Origin of the sequence: Nocardia sp. NPDC004151 (genome assembly GCF_042874235.1) — a bacterium.
GTDB lineage: Bacteria > Actinomycetota > Actinomycetes > Mycobacteriales > Mycobacteriaceae > Nocardia.
Genome location: NZ_JBIAMR010000007.1, coordinates 88,298 through 106,290 on the forward strand (window position 1 = coordinate 88,298; position 17,993 = coordinate 106,290).

At 66.3% G+C, this 17,993-nt stretch carries 18 protein-coding genes; 7 read left to right on the top strand and 11 right to left on the bottom strand.

Annotated elements, in window-relative coordinates; translation table 11 throughout:
* Window positions 1-17: 17 nt before the first annotated feature.
* Window positions 18-1,220, bottom strand: coding sequence for a Rieske 2Fe-2S domain-containing protein (locus ACFYTS_RS17630; protein WP_387305324.1), 1,203 nt, complete (start codon window positions 1,218-1,220; stop codon window positions 18-20).
* A gap of 209 nt (window positions 1,221-1,429) precedes the next feature.
* Here ACFYTS_RS17630 and hsaA point away from each other — a divergent pair, with 209 nt between their 5' ends.
* Together hsaA and hsaC are read left to right on the top strand one after the other, a co-directional pair.
* A complete protein-coding gene (gene hsaA, locus ACFYTS_RS17635; RefSeq protein WP_387305327.1) occupies window positions 1,430-2,593 on the top strand; it encodes a 3-hydroxy-9,10-secoandrosta-1,3,5(10)-triene-9,17-dione monooxygenase oxygenase subunit in 1,164 nt (387 codons plus the stop codon).
* Window positions 2,594-2,637: 44 nt separating this feature from the next.
* Window positions 2,638-3,537 carry an iron-dependent extradiol dioxygenase HsaC gene (gene hsaC / locus ACFYTS_RS17640; RefSeq protein ID WP_387305329.1) on the top strand — a complete coding sequence of 300 codons (900 nt, stop codon included), beginning with the start codon at window positions 2,638-2,640 and terminating at the stop codon, window positions 3,535-3,537.
* A 291-nt stretch (window positions 3,538-3,828) separates the two neighbouring features.
* On the opposite strand, the gene ACFYTS_RS17645 is transcribed toward hsaC, so the two are convergent.
* The 5 genes from ACFYTS_RS17645 to ACFYTS_RS17665 form a co-directional block, all read right to left on the bottom strand.
* Window positions 3,829-4,035 carry a hypothetical protein gene (locus ACFYTS_RS17645; protein ID WP_387305332.1) on the bottom strand — a complete coding sequence of 69 codons (207 nt, stop codon included), beginning with the start codon at window positions 4,033-4,035 and terminating at the stop codon, window positions 3,829-3,831.
* Window positions 4,036-4,403: 368 nt separating this feature from the next.
* Complete coding sequence (locus ACFYTS_RS17650) at window positions 4,404-4,778, bottom strand: DUF4158 domain-containing protein (RefSeq protein WP_387305880.1); 375 nt, start codon at window positions 4,776-4,778, stop codon at window positions 4,404-4,406.
* 88 nt (window positions 4,779-4,866) lie between these two features.
* A complete protein-coding gene (locus tag ACFYTS_RS17655) occupies window positions 4,867-5,736 on the bottom strand; it encodes an NAD(P)H-binding protein (protein ID WP_387305334.1) in 870 nt (289 codons plus the stop codon).
* Window positions 5,733-6,146, bottom strand: coding sequence for a hypothetical protein (locus tag ACFYTS_RS17660; protein ID WP_387305337.1), 414 nt, complete (start codon window positions 6,144-6,146; stop codon window positions 5,733-5,735). The genes ACFYTS_RS17655 and ACFYTS_RS17660 overlap by 4 nt, the downstream gene beginning before the upstream one ends.
* Window positions 6,147-6,202: 56 nt before the next feature.
* The gene (locus ACFYTS_RS17665; RefSeq protein ID WP_357277095.1) at window positions 6,203-6,727 is read right to left on the bottom strand and encodes a MarR family transcriptional regulator; all 525 of its coding nucleotides are present in this window, start codon (window positions 6,725-6,727) and stop codon (window positions 6,203-6,205) included.
* Window positions 6,728-7,008: 281 nt separating this feature from the next.
* Here ACFYTS_RS17665 and ACFYTS_RS17670 point away from each other — a divergent pair, with 281 nt between their 5' ends.
* On the top strand, window positions 7,009-7,323 hold the full coding sequence (locus tag ACFYTS_RS17670) for a hypothetical protein (RefSeq protein WP_387305339.1): 315 nt from the start codon (window positions 7,009-7,011) through the stop codon (window positions 7,321-7,323).
* Between the two features lie 408 nt (window positions 7,324-7,731).
* Entirely contained in the window at window positions 7,732-7,935 is a 204-nt protein-coding gene (locus ACFYTS_RS17675; protein WP_387305341.1) for a hypothetical protein, read from the top strand.
* 146 nt (window positions 7,936-8,081) lie between these two features.
* Here ACFYTS_RS17675 and ACFYTS_RS17680 read toward each other — a convergent pair whose 3' ends face one another.
* Window positions 8,082-8,939, bottom strand: coding sequence for a SigB/SigF/SigG family RNA polymerase sigma factor (locus ACFYTS_RS17680; RefSeq protein WP_387305344.1), 858 nt, complete (start codon window positions 8,937-8,939; stop codon window positions 8,082-8,084).
* A gap of 191 nt (window positions 8,940-9,130) precedes the next feature.
* Here ACFYTS_RS17680 and ACFYTS_RS17685 point away from each other — a divergent pair, with 191 nt between their 5' ends.
* Window positions 9,131-9,337, top strand: a complete 207-nt coding sequence (locus ACFYTS_RS17685) for a hypothetical protein (RefSeq protein ID WP_357277089.1) — start codon at window positions 9,131-9,133, stop codon at window positions 9,335-9,337.
* A 668-nt stretch (window positions 9,338-10,005) separates the two neighbouring features.
* On the opposite strand, the gene ACFYTS_RS17690 is transcribed toward ACFYTS_RS17685, so the two are convergent.
* Together ACFYTS_RS17690 and ACFYTS_RS17695 are read right to left on the bottom strand one after the other, a co-directional pair.
* A complete protein-coding gene (locus ACFYTS_RS17690; RefSeq protein WP_387305347.1) occupies window positions 10,006-11,616 on the bottom strand; it encodes a universal stress protein in 1,611 nt (536 codons plus the stop codon).
* A gap of 239 nt (window positions 11,617-11,855) precedes the next feature.
* The gene (locus ACFYTS_RS17695; RefSeq protein ID WP_357277085.1) at window positions 11,856-12,440 is read right to left on the bottom strand and encodes a MarR family winged helix-turn-helix transcriptional regulator; all 585 of its coding nucleotides are present in this window, start codon (window positions 12,438-12,440) and stop codon (window positions 11,856-11,858) included.
* 90 nt (window positions 12,441-12,530) lie between these two features.
* Here ACFYTS_RS17695 and ACFYTS_RS17700 point away from each other — a divergent pair, with 90 nt between their 5' ends.
* Both ACFYTS_RS17700 and ACFYTS_RS17705 read left to right on the top strand, forming a co-directional pair.
* Window positions 12,531-14,618, top strand: coding sequence for an MMPL family transporter (locus ACFYTS_RS17700; protein ID WP_387305351.1), 2,088 nt, complete (start codon window positions 12,531-12,533; stop codon window positions 14,616-14,618).
* Between the two features lie 49 nt (window positions 14,619-14,667).
* The gene (locus ACFYTS_RS17705) at window positions 14,668-15,279 is read left to right on the top strand and encodes a lipocalin family protein (RefSeq protein WP_387305354.1); all 612 of its coding nucleotides are present in this window, start codon (window positions 14,668-14,670) and stop codon (window positions 15,277-15,279) included.
* A gap of 357 nt (window positions 15,280-15,636) precedes the next feature.
* Here the strand turns inward: ACFYTS_RS17705 and ACFYTS_RS17710 are convergent, their stop codons facing one another.
* Both ACFYTS_RS17710 and ACFYTS_RS17715 read right to left on the bottom strand, forming a co-directional pair.
* Complete coding sequence (locus ACFYTS_RS17710) at window positions 15,637-16,383, bottom strand: hypothetical protein (RefSeq protein WP_387305356.1); 747 nt, start codon at window positions 16,381-16,383, stop codon at window positions 15,637-15,639.
* Window positions 16,384-16,680: 297 nt separating this feature from the next.
* Entirely contained in the window at window positions 16,681-17,991 is a 1,311-nt protein-coding gene (locus tag ACFYTS_RS17715) for a diguanylate cyclase domain-containing protein (RefSeq protein ID WP_387305358.1), read from the bottom strand.
* Window positions 17,992-17,993: the final 2 nt, after the last annotated feature.

Below are 17,993 nucleotides of genomic sequence, written 5' to 3' on the forward strand. Positions count from 1 at the left end.
TCGTGGCCGGGCGCTCCTCACGCTTCCGTTGACGGGCCGGCGGGAACGGATTCCCGCGTTGAGCGCAGATTCTCGGCGACCTCGGCCTCCCAGACCTCATTGGCCCTGGTCGTGTCGACTTCGAATTCGAAGCGCTGCACCGACTTCGGGTCGACGTCGGCGACGTCCACGTAGAACTGCTCGTACCAGCGGCGCAGCTGGTAGACCGGGCCGTCCTCGTCGCACAGCAGCGGGTTCTCGATCTTGGACTTGTGCTTCCAGATCTCCACGTCCTGCAGGAAGCCGGCGGCTATGCCCTCGGTCATCTTGGCGGCGAGCTGCCCCGCGGCCTCGTCCGGGAGGCCGCGGGGCTTTTCGATGCTGATGCCGTACTGCAGGACGAACGAGTCCTGGGTGACCGGGTAGTGGCAGTTGATCAGGACACTGCTCACCTCGAAGCCGCCGTAGCTGTTGAGCAGCGGATTGATCATGTAGGACGGACCGTAATACGAGGCCTGCGAGGTCAGCAGCGTCTCGCCTCCGTACTTGGCCCCGGCCAAGACATCGGGGCGGCCCTTGGTCTCCAGATACTGCGTGGCGACCTCGCCTTCGAAGACGTTCTTGAAGAAGGTCGGGAAGGCGTAGTGGATGTAGAAGAAGTGGGCCATGTCCACGATGTTGTCGATGATCTCACGGCAGTTGGAGCCCTCGATCAGGATCGAGTTCCAGATCCACGGCGTCCACGTGGGATTCACCTCGGCGAGGGCGCGGCCGTCGGCGTCGATGTAGGCCCCCGGCGCGTGCGGGATGGTCACTCCGGGCGCGGGCGGGTTGCCCTCATGGTCATGCCAGACGAACAGCTGCCCGTTGCGTTCCATGGCGAGCCACGACCGGGTGCGGGCCAATGGGGGTATACGCCGCGCGTACGGAATGTCCTTGCACTTGCCGTCGCCACCCCAGCTCCAGTCGTGGAAAGGGCAGGCGACATTGTCGCCCTTGACCTTTCCCATGGAGAGGTCCCCTCCGAGGTGCCGGCAGTAGGCGTCGAGTACCTTCAGCTCACCCGTGCTGTCGGCCCAGACGACCAGCTTGCCGCCGAAGGCGTTGACCGCGTGCGGTTCACCGTCGCGGAAGGTTTCGGCGAGGCCGAGACAGTGCCAGCCTCGGGCGTACCGGTTCGGCATCGAGCCCACGTCGATTTCGCGGACTTTCCTGCCGCGGCCCTGGGGGATTGTCACCATCACTCACTCCTCGACACGGTGGAACCTGTTGCAGAACGGTGACAGCTTGAGGTATGTCGCGACGGCTGGGCAATGGTCAAAAGTCCATTCTTTAGGGCTTTTAATCCACTACCGCCACAGCACCCCATGCTCAATATTCACTAGAACTAGTTCTAGTTGTGTGGTGGTCGGGGTCGCCCGTCACCCGATAGTCAGGAGCATCCCGCGAGATGACCCAGGAAATCATCGGCCGCGTCGAGGCCTTGCTGCCGAGCCTGCGTGAACGCGCCCAGCAGACCGAGGACTTGCGGCGCATCCCCGACGAATCGATCAAGGACCTGCAGGAGACCGGGTTCTTCACCCTCGTGCAGCCCCGTCAATGGGGTGGCCGGGCAGCGGATCCGGTCGTCTTCTACGACACCGTCCGCAGGATCTCCGGTGCGTGCGGCTCGACCGGTTGGGTGGCCGGCATCCTCGGCATTCACAATTGGCATCTGGCCTTGTTCGACCAGCGTGCACAGCAGGATGTGTGGGGCGAGGACCCCAATGTCCGGGTGGCGTCCTCTTACGCGCCCATGGGGGCGGGCACGGTAGTCGAGGGCGGCTACCTCGTGAACGGTTCGTGGGCTTGGTCGTCGGGTTGTGATCACGCCGACTGGGTTTTCGTCGGTGGCCCGGTCATCAAGGACGGCAAGCCCGTCGACTTCGGCAGCTTCCTCATTCCCCGCGGTGACTACCGCATCGACGATGTGTGGAATGTGGTCGGCCTGCGTGGCACCGGGTCCAACACGGTCGTGGTCGAGAACGTCTTCGTTCCCGCGCACCGCTTCCTCAGCTTCAAGATGATGGGCGAGGCGAAAGCGCCCGGCCTGGAGCACAATACCGACCCGGTGTACCGGATGCCTTGGGGCACGATCCATCCCACCACGATCTCCAGTCCGATCGTCGGCATGGCATACGGGGCGCTGGATGCGCATATCGAGCATCAGGGCAAGCGTGTGCGTGCCGCCTACGCGGGGGAGCAGGCCAAGGACGATCCGTTCGGCAAGGTCCGGATTGCCGAAGCGGCCAGCGATATCGACGCCGCTTGGCGGCAGCTGTCGGGAAACGTGGCCGACGAGTACGCGTGCCTGGTCGCGGGGCGGGAGATTCCGTTCGCCCTGAGGGCCCGCGCTCGTCGCGATCAGGTGCGCGCCACCGGTCGCGCCGTTGCCTCCATCGATCGGCTCTTCGAGGCCGCGGGCGCGACCGCGCTGGAGAATGGCACAGTGCTGCAGCGGTTCTGGCGTGACGCGCACGCCGGGCGCGTGCATGCCGCCAACGACGCCGAGCGCGCCTACGTCATGTACGGCAACCACGCCTTCGGGCTGCCTACCGGCGACACGATGGTGTAGCGCGTGACGATGGTGCGATTCGATATCGAACGAGAGGGACGGCCATGAATATTCGAGCGCTCGGCTACGTGCGTATCGAGGCCACCGACATGGCGGCCTGGCGCGAGTACGGCCTCAAGGTGCTCGGCATGATGGAGGGCAGCGGGCTCAACCCCGACGCGCTCTACCTGCGCATGGACGACTTCGCCGCGCGTCTGGTCATCGTGCCCGGCGAGCAGGACCGCCTGCTGGTCTCCGGCTGGGAGGTCAACGACGCCAAGGGCCTGCAGGAGCTGCGCGAGAGCCTGGCAAAGGCCGGGGTCGCCTACACCGAGGGCACCAAGGAAGAACTCGGTGAGCGTCGCGTCGAGGGCATGATCCGGTTCCAGGATCCGGCCGGGAACACCCTGGAGGCGTTCTACGGTGCGCAGTACCTGGGCCGCCGGTTCGTGAGCCCGTACGGCCACAAGTTCGTGACCGCGGAGCAGGGTCTGGGCCACGTGGTCCTCACCTGCACCGATGATGCTGCGGCGCAGGCGTTCTACCAGGACGTGCTGGGCTTCCGGCTGCGTGACTCCATGCGTCTGCCCCCGCAGATGGTGGGCCGTCCCGCCGACGGCGACCCGGCCTGGCTGCGCTTCTACGGCTGCAACCCGCGCCACCACGCGCTGGCGTTCCTGCCGCTGCCCAACCCGACCGGGATCGTGCACCTGATGGTCGAGGTGGAGAACTCCGACGACGTCGGCCTCTGCCTGGATCGCGCGAACCGTAAGAAGGTCAAGATGTCGGCCACCCTGGGTCGCCACATCAACGACAAGATGCTCTCCTTCTACATGAAGACGCCGGGCGGATTCGACATCGAATTCGGCTGTGAGGGACTCGAAGTCGACGACCACTCGTGGATCGCGCGGGAATCCACCGCGGTCAGCCTGTGGGGCCACGACTTCACCGTCGGATTCAAGTAGCGACAGACGGGCTGCGCCCGGCAGAAATGGAGTTCTCAACGGGGCGCAGCCGGATCTCATCCGGTCCGGACCCGGTCCCGTCGGCCAAACCACCGCCGTCGGCTGGGAAGCCGCCACCGTTGCCACCCCACCCGGGGCTATCGGGCCAGCCGCTTCCCCTGCTGCGCCACCCGCGTCATAACCCACCCCGGCGTAACCGGCCCCGCCGTAACCGCCGCTGGGATCACCCGGCGGCTCGTTGTGGTGATGGCGGGCGCCTGCGGTCAGGACCGCGCGCCTGGATGGCGGGTGTCAGAGTGCTCGCAGCCGGTGCCGACCGCGTGGCGGTGTCTGCGCTGCGAGGGCCGCCGGGATCTGGTCGGTGGGGTCATCGAGCAGCCGGTGCAGCCGCGCACAAAACGCGTCGACCGAACCGTAGCGGGTGAGGATCTCCCCGATCAGCTGCCGCACTTCTGCGGTGATCAGCCCCGCGGGTACCTCGCCGAATACCTGATCCATTCCGCCTCCGCCCGAGAAACCACTGATCGTTGTGCGTGCCCCATCGTGGAGCACGGGACTTCCCGATCCTGCGAACTGGAGGCAATCCGATCTTTACGGATCGCTTCCGTGTGCCAGAAGGTGCGAAACACGCCGGTCTGCCTAGCCCGACGGGCTCGATTCGTCATCGCAACTGACATGACCGATTGTGCCGAATTTCCAAGACAGCGAACCTGCAGAGACCCTGAGCTGGACCTCCCGCGAGCGACCGTCGCTATGAGCTTTCGACCACGATCGCTCAGCCCGGATTCGGCCCCGGGACGAGGGCGAACCTCCATTTCCCTGCCCGTCAGTTCGGGCGGGCCCGGGCCTCACGCAGATACGTCAGATCACCGTCCTGATCTTCGTGGTCGTTGCCCAGCGGCGCCCGCTTGCGCCACTCGAACACCGCGACCATCACCTGCCGGTCGATCTCCCATGGCTCTTTGCCGTGGTGTTCGTTCGTGAAGAACGACAGCGACCGCGTACCGACAGCGGCAGTCAGATACCTCGGTCCGGTCGACTCCGATCTGCCGGGCTATGTACTCGATCGCGTCGTCGTGGATCTCCGACCGCCCGCGTGGGAACCGGCCCTTCTCGGTGTAGAACCGCAGCATCAGCGCAAACCCGATCTTCGCCGCGCCCCGCTCGATGGCAACCAGCTCCGGCTCCTTGCCGATCAGCGCCCACCGGTCGATCAGCTCATCCTGGTCGAGCTCCCTCATCACGCGCGAAAACTACGCCGCGCCAACCTCCCTCAACCGGGTTTCGGGAGCGTTCGTGTACCGGGTGACACGATCGTTAACGGCAGCCCTACACCCGGTCCCGGAACGCTTCAAGGTTTTCCATCAGGAAGGATTCCAATGTGCGAGGAGGCTTTCCGAGGATGCGGGCGACGGTGTCGGTCGGGCGTTCTGGATGAGTGATGGCCAGCCGCTGGATTTCCATGATGTGGTTGGCCAGCCAGCCCGGCAGGCCGGATTGTTCGATGAGGTGCTCGCGAAAGTCGGCAGGTGGTAGATCGATATAGCGGATCGGAGTGTGGAGCATGGCGCTCAACAAGGCCGTCAACTCTGGGTAGCTGTAGGCTTTTGCGCCGGTGAGAGTGTATGTGCCCCCTGCTATTTCGGTTCGTGTATGCGCGGCAGCCGCGACATCGGCGATATCGCGGCAGTCGATGTAGTTGCACGCGGCCTGGCCCATGGTCCCGACGACGGCGCCCTTCGTCGCCACATCCGGACCGAGCAAGAGCAACTTCTGCGTGAACGCGTAAGGGCGCAACACGGTGTGCGTGATGCCGGAGGCTCGCAGCACCTCCTCGATTGCGTAATGCCACCGCGCGATGGCCACCGGTGAGTCCGGAGCGGCCGTCGGCACCGAGAGTTTGACCACGTGCTCGATACCGCATTCGGCGGCGGTATCGATTGCGCAAGTTTCGAGTTCGACCTGCGCCGGGCCGTTGGTCATGGCGAGGAAGAGTTGTGTGGCACCTTCGAACGCGGCCCGCAGCGTGGCCGGGTCCGCCGCGTCGGCATACCGGATCTCGACATCGGTAGGCGAATACGGCATGGCGCGCAGCCGTTCTGGATATCGGCTCAATGCCCGGCACGGCATCCCGAGCTCGAGCAGACGCGTAAGGAGCGCATTGCCGGTCGCGCCGGTGGCTCCCATTATGGCGATCATCCATGTGCCTTTCGTTGGATCGAGCACCAGCGCCAGGTGATGATCGTGGCGGCCAGTGCGGCGGCGATCGGTAAGTCGATGCGAATGCGATCGGCGAAAAACGTCGTAGCGGTGAGGAGTTGGGCAGTTAGCGCGGCCAGCGCGGTCGCGCCGAGCCCGAATCCAGCCGCGAGCGCGACAGACGCCGCACGACCCAGCCGAATAGCCCGGATCCCGCCCTGCCGCAACCACATTCCGAGTAGGAAGGCGACAAGCGCGGATGTGCCTGCGATCGAGGTCATCGCGGCGCACAGCAGATCCGCCTGCCCGGTGACCACTCCGCCCGCGCCTGCGCAGACTGCCGGGGCGACATAGGCAAACACGGCCTCTCGCCACACTACGAATCGCGCACTGGCGGTCGCTAGATTCATCTAGTTAGCTCCCTAACTATATGGCAATGGAGAAATCGATGGTTGACGTTGTCCAGTCAGTCCGCAGTGAGCGCGCCCACGCCCTGACTGATGCGTTCGAGCAAGTCGAGGAAGACCGTGCGCTCCCTGCGGGTCAACGTGCTGACCATCGACTGCAAACGGCCGAAATGCTCGGGCGCCATATCGCGCAGCTTCTGCGCGCCGCGCGCGGTGAGTACCACCATCACGGCGCGACCATCTTCGGCCGAAGCGCGCCGGCACACCAGCCCCTGCTGTTCCAGGCCGTCGATCAGCCCGGTTACCGTTGCGCGCGTTACTCCGAGGCCGACTGCCAGCTGCGAAGGCGACTTCTCCCCGCCCGCGTCCTCAAGGTCGGCGAGCAGTCGATAACGTCCGGTGGACAGCCCGAACCGCGCGAAGTGCGTCTCTGCCGCCTGACCGAGCTTCGCTCCGGCGGCCAGCAGTCGCACCGCGACGAGCACCGCCTGGGGATCGACTTCCGATTCCAAGCCGTAGCGCCGGATCTGCGACCGCGCCTGCCCAAGAGTGGGAACTTCCAGGGCTTCCGGATCCGTTGTCATAAAATTAATATGGCACCTAACTACTTAGTCGTCAACGGCACTCCGATCACGTCACAACGGCTGCCGTGCGGACGTTCTGGAAGGTTCGATCATCATGTCTCCACGGCTGACCGGCGTGCACCACCTGAAGTTCCCGTTTTCCGACCCGTCAGCGAGCATCGCTTGGTTCGGGGCGACACTTGGGACACGGATTGAGAAATACGACCACCGCCATCCCGACAACCTCCTTGTACAGCGTCATCCTGATGCTGCCCGGCGTGCCGATCCCCGTGAAGTTACGCGTGGGTCCTGCCGTAGCCTCCGCGACCGCCGACTGGAGGCGTGGGTCGGCGCTGTCGGCCGTGCGCGACTTGCGGGAGCTGCGGGCTCCGGCCATGGTGGTCACCTTCTTCGACGCTGGGGCCACCATCGGCACCGGCACGGTGGGTGGCGACCCGAACGGGTGGGGTCAGGCGAAGGTGTCGTGGATCCCGAAAACCTCTGGGCAGCACCTTCTTACCGCGAGGGTCGAGAGCCGTAGCGGTTCGATCCCCGTGGAGACGTTGACCGTGCAGGTCCGCGCGGCCACGAGTACGGGTGAGCTCGGATTCCTATGAGCATCCGCTCATGGCGCACCTTTAGGTCAAGACGTCGATGTGGTCGCGGGGTTAGCCTTGGAGATGGGTCTGGGATGTGGGGGCCGGTGTGTGGGTTGGAAGCAGTCGCGCTGGAGTCGGTAGTGTTCCCGATTGCCTTCCCGGGCTTGTTAATTCGCGGCGGCGTTGGTGGGTGCGCATCCGGACGTAGACAGGCTGGACAACCGTCGTCTCAGTGCGCGAGTGCTTCCTTCGAGGTCTTGCCGGTTGAGCGTTTGTGGTCGTAGTAGACGCGCCCGCGGTGGGATGGCGTAGTTGGACGATGGCCATGATGTGCAGCGGTGGCGGTGACTTGTGTCAGCAGTGCGCGCGCCTGCATGGCGGACAAGAATGTTTGGCGCCGCCGGGCGGCAGGTCCAGCATCAGCGGGTGGGCACGGTTGACCGTTTGGGTGCGCAACCGGCCGAGTTCGTCGCGCCGGTTGGTGAGCGGCCCGAGGGCGAGGAGTTCGGGGTCGGCGTGGGCGCGGCGAAGATTGGGTGCGTGCACCGCGGCGATCGCGACCGAGTGGGCATCGACGGCGTCGGTTCTACTGCCATTGCCGGTGGCGAAGACCCGAACTTGTCTGCATGAGGCGCCAGCCGGACCGGTGCTCGATATCGGCGTTGATCCCATAAGAACCTGGCTCGCGCCGAACCAGCGAGCCGGTATCGCGGTGCTGTGTGACGCGCCGGCTCGGCAGGGCGTGGGTGGTCAGGCCATCCATTATGCGGCCTCGACTATGCGGCCTCGACGGGTGGCAGGGCTTTGCTGTGTAGCTGGGACAGGATTCGTGTCAGCATCCGCGAGACATGCATCTGGGAAACCCCGAGCTCGCGGGCGATCTGAGCTTGGGTGTGGTTGTGGCCGTAACGCAGGGTCAGCACCGCCCTGTCGCGGGTGGGCATCGCAGCCAGCAGCGGGCCGACGGTGAGCGAATCCTCGATCAACCCGTATCCGGGATCGGTTCGACCCAGCGAGGTGATCGGCGAAGATGGGGCCTGGTCATCCTCGGCGGGCTCGGAGGTGTCGAGAGAATCGGCGCGATAGGCGTTGTTGGCGATCAGTGCCTGGGTGATCTCGGCCGGGTCGAGCAGTAAATGCTCGGCGAGCTCGCGGGCGGTTGGGTTGCGGCCCAGTCGTTGGAACAGCTGCGGGATCGCGACACTCACGCGCTGCTGGGTGTCCTTGACAGCGCGGGGCACCCGCACCGCCCAGGTGCTGTCACGGAAATACCGTTTGACCTCGCCCATGATGGTGGGGACCGCAAACCCGATGAACGTCGCGCCGCGGCCGGGATCGAAGCGGTCGACCGCCAACACCACCCCAAGAGCAGCGACCTGGGCCAGGTCCTCGTACTCCACTCCGCGCCCGGTATAGCGGCGTGCGATGTGCTCGCCCATCGGCATCGCCAGGGCGATGATCTCCTCACGCAGGCGGATCCGGTCCGCGGTGCCCGCCTGCATGCCCGCGAGCTTGTCGAACCAGGGTTCGAGGTTGTCGTAGGAATCGCTGCTCGACGCTGAGCGTTTCGTGTTATCGGTACGTATCGTGTCGTCAATAGCCATATTGAATTCCATCGAAAGAGACGCGCCCAAAGGGCCGTAAATATCTTTTACCCACGTCTAAATGATTCGAAACCGAAATACTGAAATACTCACAACAGCACAGCCTCTGGAGGTTGCGCCTGTACTGATTTTAACCGCTCTACCAGGTGATATACCGCAATTTCTCAGATGGGAGCCGAATCACGGTTTAATAAAGGACCCGGCTGGGTACTTCATGTGTCATGATCATCAACTCACGTAATCGGACCTCGAATACGACGAGCGCGGATCACACCGGCACGGCGCTGGCAGCGGTAGCGTGCGCGGTCTTCTTCCTGGGCTTGACCGTGCTGACACGCTCGCTGCCAACCGCTGTCGTGGCGACCGCAGTCCTGGTGGCGGGCTGGGTGACGACACTGAAAATGCTCGCCGTTCCCCACCACTACTAGGCGGTCACCCGAGACCGCTGCCCGGAAAGCCGGCACGTGATGCAGGGATCGATGCGGTTGCGGCGTGGGAGAGCAGGTTCCGTCCCTGAACCATGGTTTCGAGACAGTCGAGACTGATGGTTCTGTCCGCCGTCACTACTCCGTATGCCTCGAGGCCCCGCACGTCGGAAAACGGGTCCGGTCGTCACCGATCTCTATGCGCAGCCTCGAGGAGTTCACTCCCTACACTTCCTACCGCCTGCATTTGTTCCCCTACGAGATCACCCGATGCCCCAACCTGCGGCGCAGCACGGTGAGCACCCGCGCCCTCTACGGAAACCACAAACTGCGACCACCGTTTCCGTCATAACGCATCGACCGTGCACGCAGGGCATCGACCTCGACGACCTCGACCCCGACGTATGGGGTGCCACCTCGATCCGCGCCTGCAGCGTCTGCGATCAGCACATCGAGAACGTGAGCCTCGACCAGGCGTGGATCTCGATACGGACTTCAGGCGCTGACGTTCTGCCCTTGCTGGTCAACGCCTGCTCGACCACCGGGCCGATGTCGGTGGGGTCCACGTAACTCAGACCGGTCAGCGCTGCCTGCCACCCGCCTTTAACCACGTCGCGTTGACAGGCCGTAGCTGAAGCCGAGCGGGGTGGTGTCCGCTCGGCTTCGACTGCTCATTCGTGCGCGTGCACGACCATGACCGGGGAGTGCGCGTGCTGGACCAGCGAGTGCGCGGTGGAGCCGAGCAGCAGGCCCAGGAAGCCGCCGCGACCGCGGTTGCCGATCACGACCAGTTGTGCTCGCTCGGACCACTGTTGGAGTTGGGCGGCCGGGGAGGTTACGTAGACGCGGCGGATCACGTTCACGTCGGGGAATTTCTCCTGCCAGCCGGCCAGGCGCTCGGCGAGCATCGACTCCTCGACGGCTTCGACGTCGCCGAGCGACGGCGTCAGGTCCTCGCCGGCGAACAGGCCTGCGCGCCAGTCGCTCCAGACATGCACGGCCACCAGGTCCGCGCCGCGCTCGGACGCCTCGGCGAAGGCGGCCGCGATGGCGGGTTCGCTGACCGGGCCGCAGTCGATGCCGACTACTACCGGTCCGGTGCTGTGGACAGCGTCGTCCGCCTCGGGATCCGGGCGCACCACGATCACGGTGCCGGCGGCGTGGGCGGTCACCGCCAGCAGTGTCGAGCCTAGATGCCCGAGGGTTCCGGTGTTTCCGGTCGCGCCCAGGATCACGGCATACGCCCGCTCGCTGAGGTCGGCCAGCGCTCCCGCGGCAGAATCGTTGACCAGGTATCCGGCCACCGGCAGGTCCGGGTATTCGGCGAGCACAAGGTCGCGGGCACTGCGGAGCATGGTCTGCCCCTTCGCCCGCAGGGCCTCGATCGCGTCCGGCGTCACGACCCCGTACGGTCCCGCCACCGCGACGGTGCGCGCCAGGTCCAGGCCGTGGATCAGATGGAGCCGACGGCCACGGCTCGCGGCCAGGGCGGCCGCCCAGCGCACGGCGATCTCCGATCCCGGCGAACCGTCAACGCCGACCACCACGCCCGCCGAGACCAGTCGGTGCGGTTTGTCGAATTCCTGCTCAGTCATTGCCATCTCCCGGCGGTGTGGTTTCGATGCGGCCGATCTTGATCTCACCGTATGGATTTCGGGGTGCGGTGTACTGCGGCCGATCGTCACCGGCCCGCGGGCCCAAAGGCTGTGCCCAAAAGGGCCCATCGCCGCCATCCTCACACCGGCCGCGCCGATCACCACGAGCGACAGACAGCCCCAACATCGACCGACGCCGATGTACTGACGGGGATCATCGCCGGCGAACCAGTTCTGATGCTGCTCGTCCGCTTCCGGGTCGCCCAGATCGCCGCGGATGGCGTGCTCGTCTCCGGTGACGGACTCGAATCCGCGGTCCGCGCGCGGGGGGCGCGGCCGATGATCGATCTCGATTTCGACGCTGCCCCCGTGCCGAGCTGGCGCGTCGTGATCGACGCCCAGCGCAGCAACGTACAGATCATCGCCCCGATCCGGAGGTCTCCACACCGGCGGCCTGGTGTGCGAACCCTGCTGGTACCAACTGGTCGCCGAGCGACAGATCGACGGGCGCGGATTGGTGATCATCACCGGCGCGGCCGCGCCCACCGAGGAAGCCGCACTAGAAATGACCAGCGCGGGACTGGCGAGCTCGTTGCGGTCCGCAGTCGAATTCGCGTTCTGAATCAGCGCGCTCTCACGCCGCTCTCCCTCGCGCTCGAGGACGAGTCGGCGGCCGCCCGCCCTCACCGATCTGCAAACGCTTTAAGCCCGCGAGATGTCCGACGAACTCGACGACCCGCATCCGGCCGAGATTCGGCTGATGCTACTGCTAGCCCAACAAGCCCGGTGGGTGAACTCCCGTGCCGGTCTTTCACCGGTGATGTCGTGGCGGGGCCGGGCGGACAGGAGTCTGAGCGATCCACCCGGCGGGAGCTGTCGTCAGCGATCAGGTTGCGTTTGTGCTCCGGGCTGCGGGTGGCGGAGGCTTACTGTCGGGCAGGCCGGGGATTCCAGTCGCCCCGTTCGATGTCGGACTCGGCGGCGGTCGGCTCGGGAGGTGAGGGTTCGGCCCTGGTGTCGAGCTCGGTGGCGAACTCGCGCAGCGCGGTGATGATTCGGAGCATCGCAGCGTGAGTCGTTTCGAGCTCGGTGTCCGATAGCGGAGACAGCGCCTCGCGCATTCGATTCGCCAGAGGCATGAAGAACGCCGCGGCGACCGCCATTCCGTGGTCGGTGTAGTGGAGTTTGACGCGTCGGCGGTCTGCGGTGTCGATGGCGCGCTCGAGGTGTCCGGACTCGATCATGCGCTCGACGAGGTAGGTGATTGCCGCGGGTGAGACGCCGGTGAGTCCGCCCAGCCGTCCCGCGGTGAGCGGTGCGCCCTCGGCTTCGGCGGTGGCCACGTGGACAAGGGCGCGGAAGTCGTTGGGGCGCAGTTCGTGTGAGCGGGCGAATGCGTGCCCGATCTGCTCGGATACCGCGGCGAGGGCGCGGACGTCGCGGGCGATCACGGTCTCGAGCTCGGAACGCTCGGTGCCAGGCGCGGACGGGTTGGCCAGGTGGTCGGTCACCGCTTTCTCCTTCGTGGTCTGGAGTTCAAGCCTAATGCCATCGGAGCGTGAGGGATTGCCTGATATTTAAGAATCTGAAATAGTTTTCCTATGGGATTGGTTGATCGCTACGCGAACCTGGTCGCTGGGCGCAGGGCGTGGGTCGTACTGCTCGCGGTGGTCGCGGCGGGTGTCCTGATCATGGGTCTGGCCGGGAGCAACGACAGTTCCGGGCAGGGTCCGAAATCGTTGCCGGATTCCGCGGAGTCCGCGCGGGTCGGCGCGGCGGCCGGACAGTTCCCCGGCGGTGACACCGCCGCTGTGGTGCTCGTCGCCACTCGCGCGGACGGAAGCGCACTCGGTGCGCAGGATCTCGCGGCCGTCGATGCCGCCGCCGATCGCATGCGCTCCAACACTGGTGACCGCGACCCCGCGGTGGTCTCACCGGATCGCCAGGCGGCGCTGGTGTCGGTGCAGGTGCCGGCGGCGCTCGACGGGTTCGCGTTGTCGGATCGGGTCAAGAGTCTGCGCGCGCTGGCCCAGCGGGACGCGCCGCCGCAGCTGGTCTTCCAAGTCACCGGCGGCCCGGCCTTCGGCGCCGACATCGCCGAATCGTTCGCCGGCGCGAATGTGCTGCTGTTGGTGGTGACCGCGCTGGTGGTGATGGTGCTGCTGATCGCCACCTACCGCTCACCGGTGCTGTGGCTTGTTCCGTTGTCGGTGGTCGCCCTGGCAGACCGGGTGGCGACGGCGGTCGGTACGGGGTTGTCCCCGTTGACCGGGCTCGCTTTCGACGGCTCCACCAGCGGGATCACCAGTGTGCTCGTCTTCGGGGCGGGCACCAATTACGCCCTGTTGCTGGTCTCGCGGTACCGAGACGAGCTGCACCACAACGACTCGCATCGGGACGCGCTGCGCGCCGCGGTGCGCCGTGCCGCGCCCGCGATTCTCGCCAGTAACGCCACGGTGGTCATCGCGTTGCTGACCCTGCTGCTCGCGGTACTCCCCAACACCCGCAGCCTCGGCGCTTTCGCGGCCGCCGGGCTGCTGGTGGCATTGGTTTTCGTGCTGTTCGCGCTCCCACCCGCGCTGGCGCTGTGTGGCCGAAAGGTGTTCTGGCCCTTCGTTCCCCGAGTGGACGGCCGCGACGAAGCGCAGGCGGGCGCGTGGTACAGCGTTGCCCGGCGAGTGGTCGCGCGGCCGGCGGCAGTCGCGGTGCCCGTGCTGGCGCTGCTGCTGCTGTGCGCGAGCGGGCTGCTGGTCACGAAGGTCGGGCTTGCCCAGACCGAGCAATTCCGGGTGCGCGCGGAATCGGTGGACGGATTGCACAGCCTGGCCGCGCACTTCCCGTCCGGGACCTCCGACCCCGCAATCGTGCTGGCGACAACCGATACGGCCGCCACGGTGCAGCAGGTCCTCGACCACAGCGCGGGCGTGTCACGAGCACGCGTCACCGGGGAGTCCGGTACCGGTCTGACACGGTGGTCGGTTGTGCTGGACGCTCCTCCCGCCTCCGGACAAGCCTTCGCGACCATCGAGCAGCTGCGCGGTGAACTGCGCGCGATACCCGATTCGCAAGCACAAGTGGGCGGTTCGGACGCGCAGGCGCTCGATACCCGGAATGCGGCCCGACGCGATCAGGCGCTGGTCATTCCGCTGATACTGGCCGTCATCCTGGCGGTGCTGCTCGTCCTGCTGCGCGCCCTCCCAGCCGCGCTGGTCCTGGTGACCGTCACCGTCGTCAGCGCCCTCGCGGCGTTGGGCCTGGGCAGCATGGTCAGCGACCATGTCTTCGGTTTTCCCGCGTTGGACACCAACGTGCCGCTGTTCGGCTTCTTGTTCCTGGTCGCCCTGGGTGTGGACTACACCATCTTCCTGGCGGTCCGTGCGCGGGAGGAAGCCGAGCAGCACGGAACCGTCGAGGGAATGGTGCGCGCGGTCGCGTCGACCGGCGCGGTGATCACCAGTGCCGGTGTGGTGCTGGCCGCGGTGTTCTGCGTGCTGGGGGTGCTACCCCTGATCACGCTCACTCAGCTGGGCATCGTGGTCGGCATCGGCATCCTGCTCGACACCTTCGTCGTGCGGACCGTGGCTGTCCCGGCGCTGTTCGCCGTTCTCGGCGACCGAATCTGGTGGCCCACGGTCCAGCACTGCGACCACAGTCCGGAAGGGGAGCCCAAACCGGCAGCCGTGCGCTGATCGAACCCTCGACATCGACAGACGACTACACCGCTGAAGGAGAGAGATCATGAATCGGAACCGAGTGCGCAGCCTTTCGTCGGCTCTCGCTGTGGCCGAGGCATTCTGGACCCCCTGTACCGGTATCGGTCCCACGGCCGCCACGCACGCCGAACCACCGGCGCCGGTTGCGGAACTCGATCTGAGCCGTTACCTGGGCACCTGGTATCAGTTGGCCGCGGTGCCACAGTATTTCAACGTCGTCTGCGCCAGGGACACCCGCGCGGAGTACGCGCTCGATGAGTATGGCGATGTCTCGGTACACAATTCGTGCACGACGTGGTCCGGTGCCCGGAACGAGATCCGTGGTACCGCCACGGTCACCGATCCGATGACGAACGCGCAATTCCATGTCAGTTTCCCGGGCGTACCGACTCAGGAAGCGCGATATGGGCCGCCCAATTACATCGTCACCGCGCTCGGCGACGACTATTCCTGGGCCCTGGTCACCGATCCCAATCGCTTGTCGGGATTCGTGCTCTCGCGGACCACGGCGCTGGAGGCGACGCAGTGGCGCGAGATCCGCGCTGCCATCTCGACCGCGGGCGAGGATGGCTGCTGGTACCTGACATCACCGACGACCGGCGGCCTCGATCTGCTCGCCCCGTTGTGCACTGCGTGAGCCGCCGTTGCCGAGATTGTCTGTGTGGCCGACACAGTGGACGACGGTTCCATCAGCGAGGCCGCCGCCCGCGCGGAAGCACGATCGACGCTGGCCAATCCTGCGGCAGCTGGCCAATGGCGCGACCGCGCAGATTATGCGCACTGCCGGGTCCAAAGGCGATCCACACGCCCGATACCCGCGGCGCAGTCCGGCCGGACTGAGCGGTGCCGCCCGAATGGTCCGCAGTGCAGACGCGAACGGGGGAGAACGATCTCGCCGCGCGCTGTTCGAGCGGCGCTGCTGGTCTCTCGCGCCTGCCGCCGGCTGCCCGAGTCAGTTGTGCGATTCCCGGGCGGCGGAATCGGTTGTTCGGGTTCACATTCCGGTCACGGTCCGCAGCACCCCCGCTGCTGACAGTGCGTCGTAATCCGCACTGCCGGGCCGGAATTCGGGACTCACACCGCCGGTGAGGTCATCGCATATCCACGCGGTCGCGAACTCTCGCGTGAGTGCGACATTGCCCGCAGTGATCCTCCCGCACAGCAGCCCGGCCGCGGCCGCGACGGTCGCGTCGCCGGTGCCCAGGGCGTCGGCGTGGCTGCCGCTGGTGAGTTCGATTCCGAGGTATCGGCCCGTCAGGTACCGGCGGGTGTCGGCGACGCCGGACCCGAAGTTGTTGCACAGCGACGCAGGCGTCGCGACCACCTCGATCGGCAGATCGGTCGCGGCGAGGGTGGCAAGCGCGTCGTCGGTCACCGAGGCGTCGATGCCGCGCACCGGGTCCAGTTGGACGAGCCCGGTCAGCCGCGGCGTGTTCGGCACCTCCGAACTCACCAGCTGGGAGGCGATATGAAAGACGGCGTCGCCGCCGGCGGAATGCCCCGACAGCACCAGCCGGGTGGGCATGGGGGTATCGGTGCGGCCGGCGAGCGCGGCCGCGGCACGGAGACTGCGGGCGAGCGCACCTTCGGGATCGCCGGACCGCGCGATCAGATCGGCGATGCCGTTCAGGAACGTTTTGTTGCTGATGATGCTCGACAGGGCGCAGCCGCGCGGATCCACGCCGGGCAGCGTGGGCACGAAGACCAGGTCGCCGTCAGCGGCGGCAGCGTGATCGCCCACATCCTCAGCAGCCTCAGCGACATCGCCACCGAACTCGGTTTCTCCGAACTCAGCGCCTTCTCGCGATGGTTCCGCCAGCCCAGCCGGATCCGGGGATAGTCCGGAGAGCCCCAGGCCGAGCTGACATCGGATCTGGTCGTGGTCGGCCCCGTCACCAGCCGATATGAGCCGAATCGCGCCCAGGCTCTGCTCCTGATCTTGTTCCCTTCGGATGAGGGTTGTCCGGGAGTTGTCGGTGGGCGTTGCCACCCCTGGCGTGCGGGTCGGGAGCGCGCAGGGCCGAGCAGGGTGGGCTCGCTATCGATACTGGCTGCCCGCGCCGCTGCTGGGCCATGACCTACTGCCTGGTTGCGGGCCGTTGTCGGCGCGGTGCAGTACCCAGGTGCCGCGGCCGGCGGCCTTGGCGCGGTACAGGCCGACATCGGCCGCGTCCAAGAGCTTTTCGGCATTCGCGCCGGCAACCGGGGTGACGACAGCGCCGACACTGGCCGACATCGACAGCAAATCGCTGGGACCGACTGGAACCGGGTCTCGCAGCACGGCGAGCATGCTCTCGGCGGCCGCATGGGCCGCGTCGTCGTCGCAGGGCGGTGCGAGCAGCGCGACGAACTCGTCTCCTCCGATGCGGGCCAGCGTGACCGTTGGCGAGGTCAGGGTCGCGTCGAGCCTGCGGCCGACCTCGGCCAGCACGATGTCTCCCGTGCGGTGGCCATAGTGGTCGTTGATCAGCTTGAACTCGTCGAGATCGAGGAAGCACAAACCGATGTGATCGGCGGGATGGGCCGCCGCGACAATGGCCTCCAACTGCTCCAGCAAGCAATGACGATTCGGCAGGCCCGTCAACGGGTCGTGACGGGCCTGCCACCACAGTTTCTGCTGCATAGCCCGCCGCTCGGTGATGTCCTCCCCGACGGCGAGCACGCGCACATCCCGTCCGCCCGCGTCGTGCACCAGCGTCATCGTCCATGCACCCCAGCAGACACTGCCGTCGGGGCGACAGAAGCGGCCGTCCAAGTGCGCGGTGCCGTGTCCGCGCTTGAGTAGACCAATGACCGCGTGGCGCAGCTTGTCGCGGTCGTCGGGGTGCATCAAGTCCAGAGCGGATACCCCCGGCAGATCCTCCTGATCTATACCGACCATCCGTGCAGTCGTGGGATTGGCCTCGAGCGTGATGCCGTAGCTGTCGTAGAGCGCGATGGCTACGGCGGCGTTGTCGAACACCACGCGAAAGCGTTGCTCGGCGGCCTCCTGGCCGCGGGCGTGGACGTTCAGCAGCTCGGTGGTGTAGCCACGGCCCAGCTCGCCCAAGAGCGCGCCGAACCGCTGCGCTCGATCCGGCCGCCGTGACCGCTCCAGCAAACCGGCCAGCACCGTCCCGGTCTGGGTCATCATGGCGGGGACCGTCAGGTTCGACCGGACCATCTCGACCCCGACTCGGCATGCGGGTGACGGGTCGAACGACTCAGCCGACAAGGCAGCTTCCAGCTCGGCGATCCATCTTGTCGTCAACCGGCGGATGTCGTGCGGCACAGATGTCGACACGCCACCGCAATCGACCAAGGCTGCCGACCAGTCCCGCGCCATGCCCGAAACCTCACGACTGTCCATTC

What these genes read in the sequence shown, in the direction of transcription:
- ACFYTS_RS17630 (WP_387305324.1), bottom strand. Translation starts at nt 1,220, where the DNA reads ATGGTGACAATCCCCCAGGGCCGCGGCAGGAAAGTCCGCGAAATCGAC.
- ACFYTS_RS17660 (WP_387305337.1), bottom strand. Translation starts at nt 6,146, where the DNA reads ATGAATCTAGCGACCGCCAGTGCGCGATTCGTAGTGTGGCGAGAGGCC.
- ACFYTS_RS17700 (WP_387305351.1), top strand. Translation starts at nt 12,531, where the DNA reads ATGGGATTGGTTGATCGCTACGCGAACCTGGTCGCTGGGCGCAGGGCG.
- ACFYTS_RS17650 (WP_387305880.1), bottom strand. Translation starts at nt 4,778, where the DNA reads ATGAGGGAGCTCGACCAGGATGAGCTGATCGACCGGTGGGCGCTGATC.
- ACFYTS_RS17715 (WP_387305358.1), bottom strand. Translation starts at nt 17,991, where the DNA reads ATGGACAGTCGTGAGGTTTCGGGCATGGCGCGGGACTGGTCGGCAGCC.
- ACFYTS_RS17655 (WP_387305334.1), bottom strand. Translation starts at nt 5,736, where the DNA reads ATGATCGCCATAATGGGAGCCACCGGCGCGACCGGCAATGCGCTCCTT.
- ACFYTS_RS17645 (WP_387305332.1), bottom strand. Translation starts at nt 4,035, where the DNA reads ATGGATCAGGTATTCGGCGAGGTACCCGCGGGGCTGATCACCGCAGAA.
- hsaC (WP_387305329.1), top strand. Translation starts at nt 2,638, where the DNA reads ATGAATATTCGAGCGCTCGGCTACGTGCGTATCGAGGCCACCGACATG.
- ACFYTS_RS17665 (WP_357277095.1), bottom strand. Translation starts at nt 6,727, where the DNA reads ATGACAACGGATCCGGAAGCCCTGGAAGTTCCCACTCTTGGGCAGGCG.
- hsaA (WP_387305327.1), top strand. Translation starts at nt 1,430, where the DNA reads ATGACCCAGGAAATCATCGGCCGCGTCGAGGCCTTGCTGCCGAGCCTG.
- ACFYTS_RS17685 (WP_357277089.1), top strand. Translation starts at nt 9,131, where the DNA reads ATGATCATCAACTCACGTAATCGGACCTCGAATACGACGAGCGCGGAT.
- ACFYTS_RS17705 (WP_387305354.1), top strand. Translation starts at nt 14,668, where the DNA reads ATGAATCGGAACCGAGTGCGCAGCCTTTCGTCGGCTCTCGCTGTGGCC.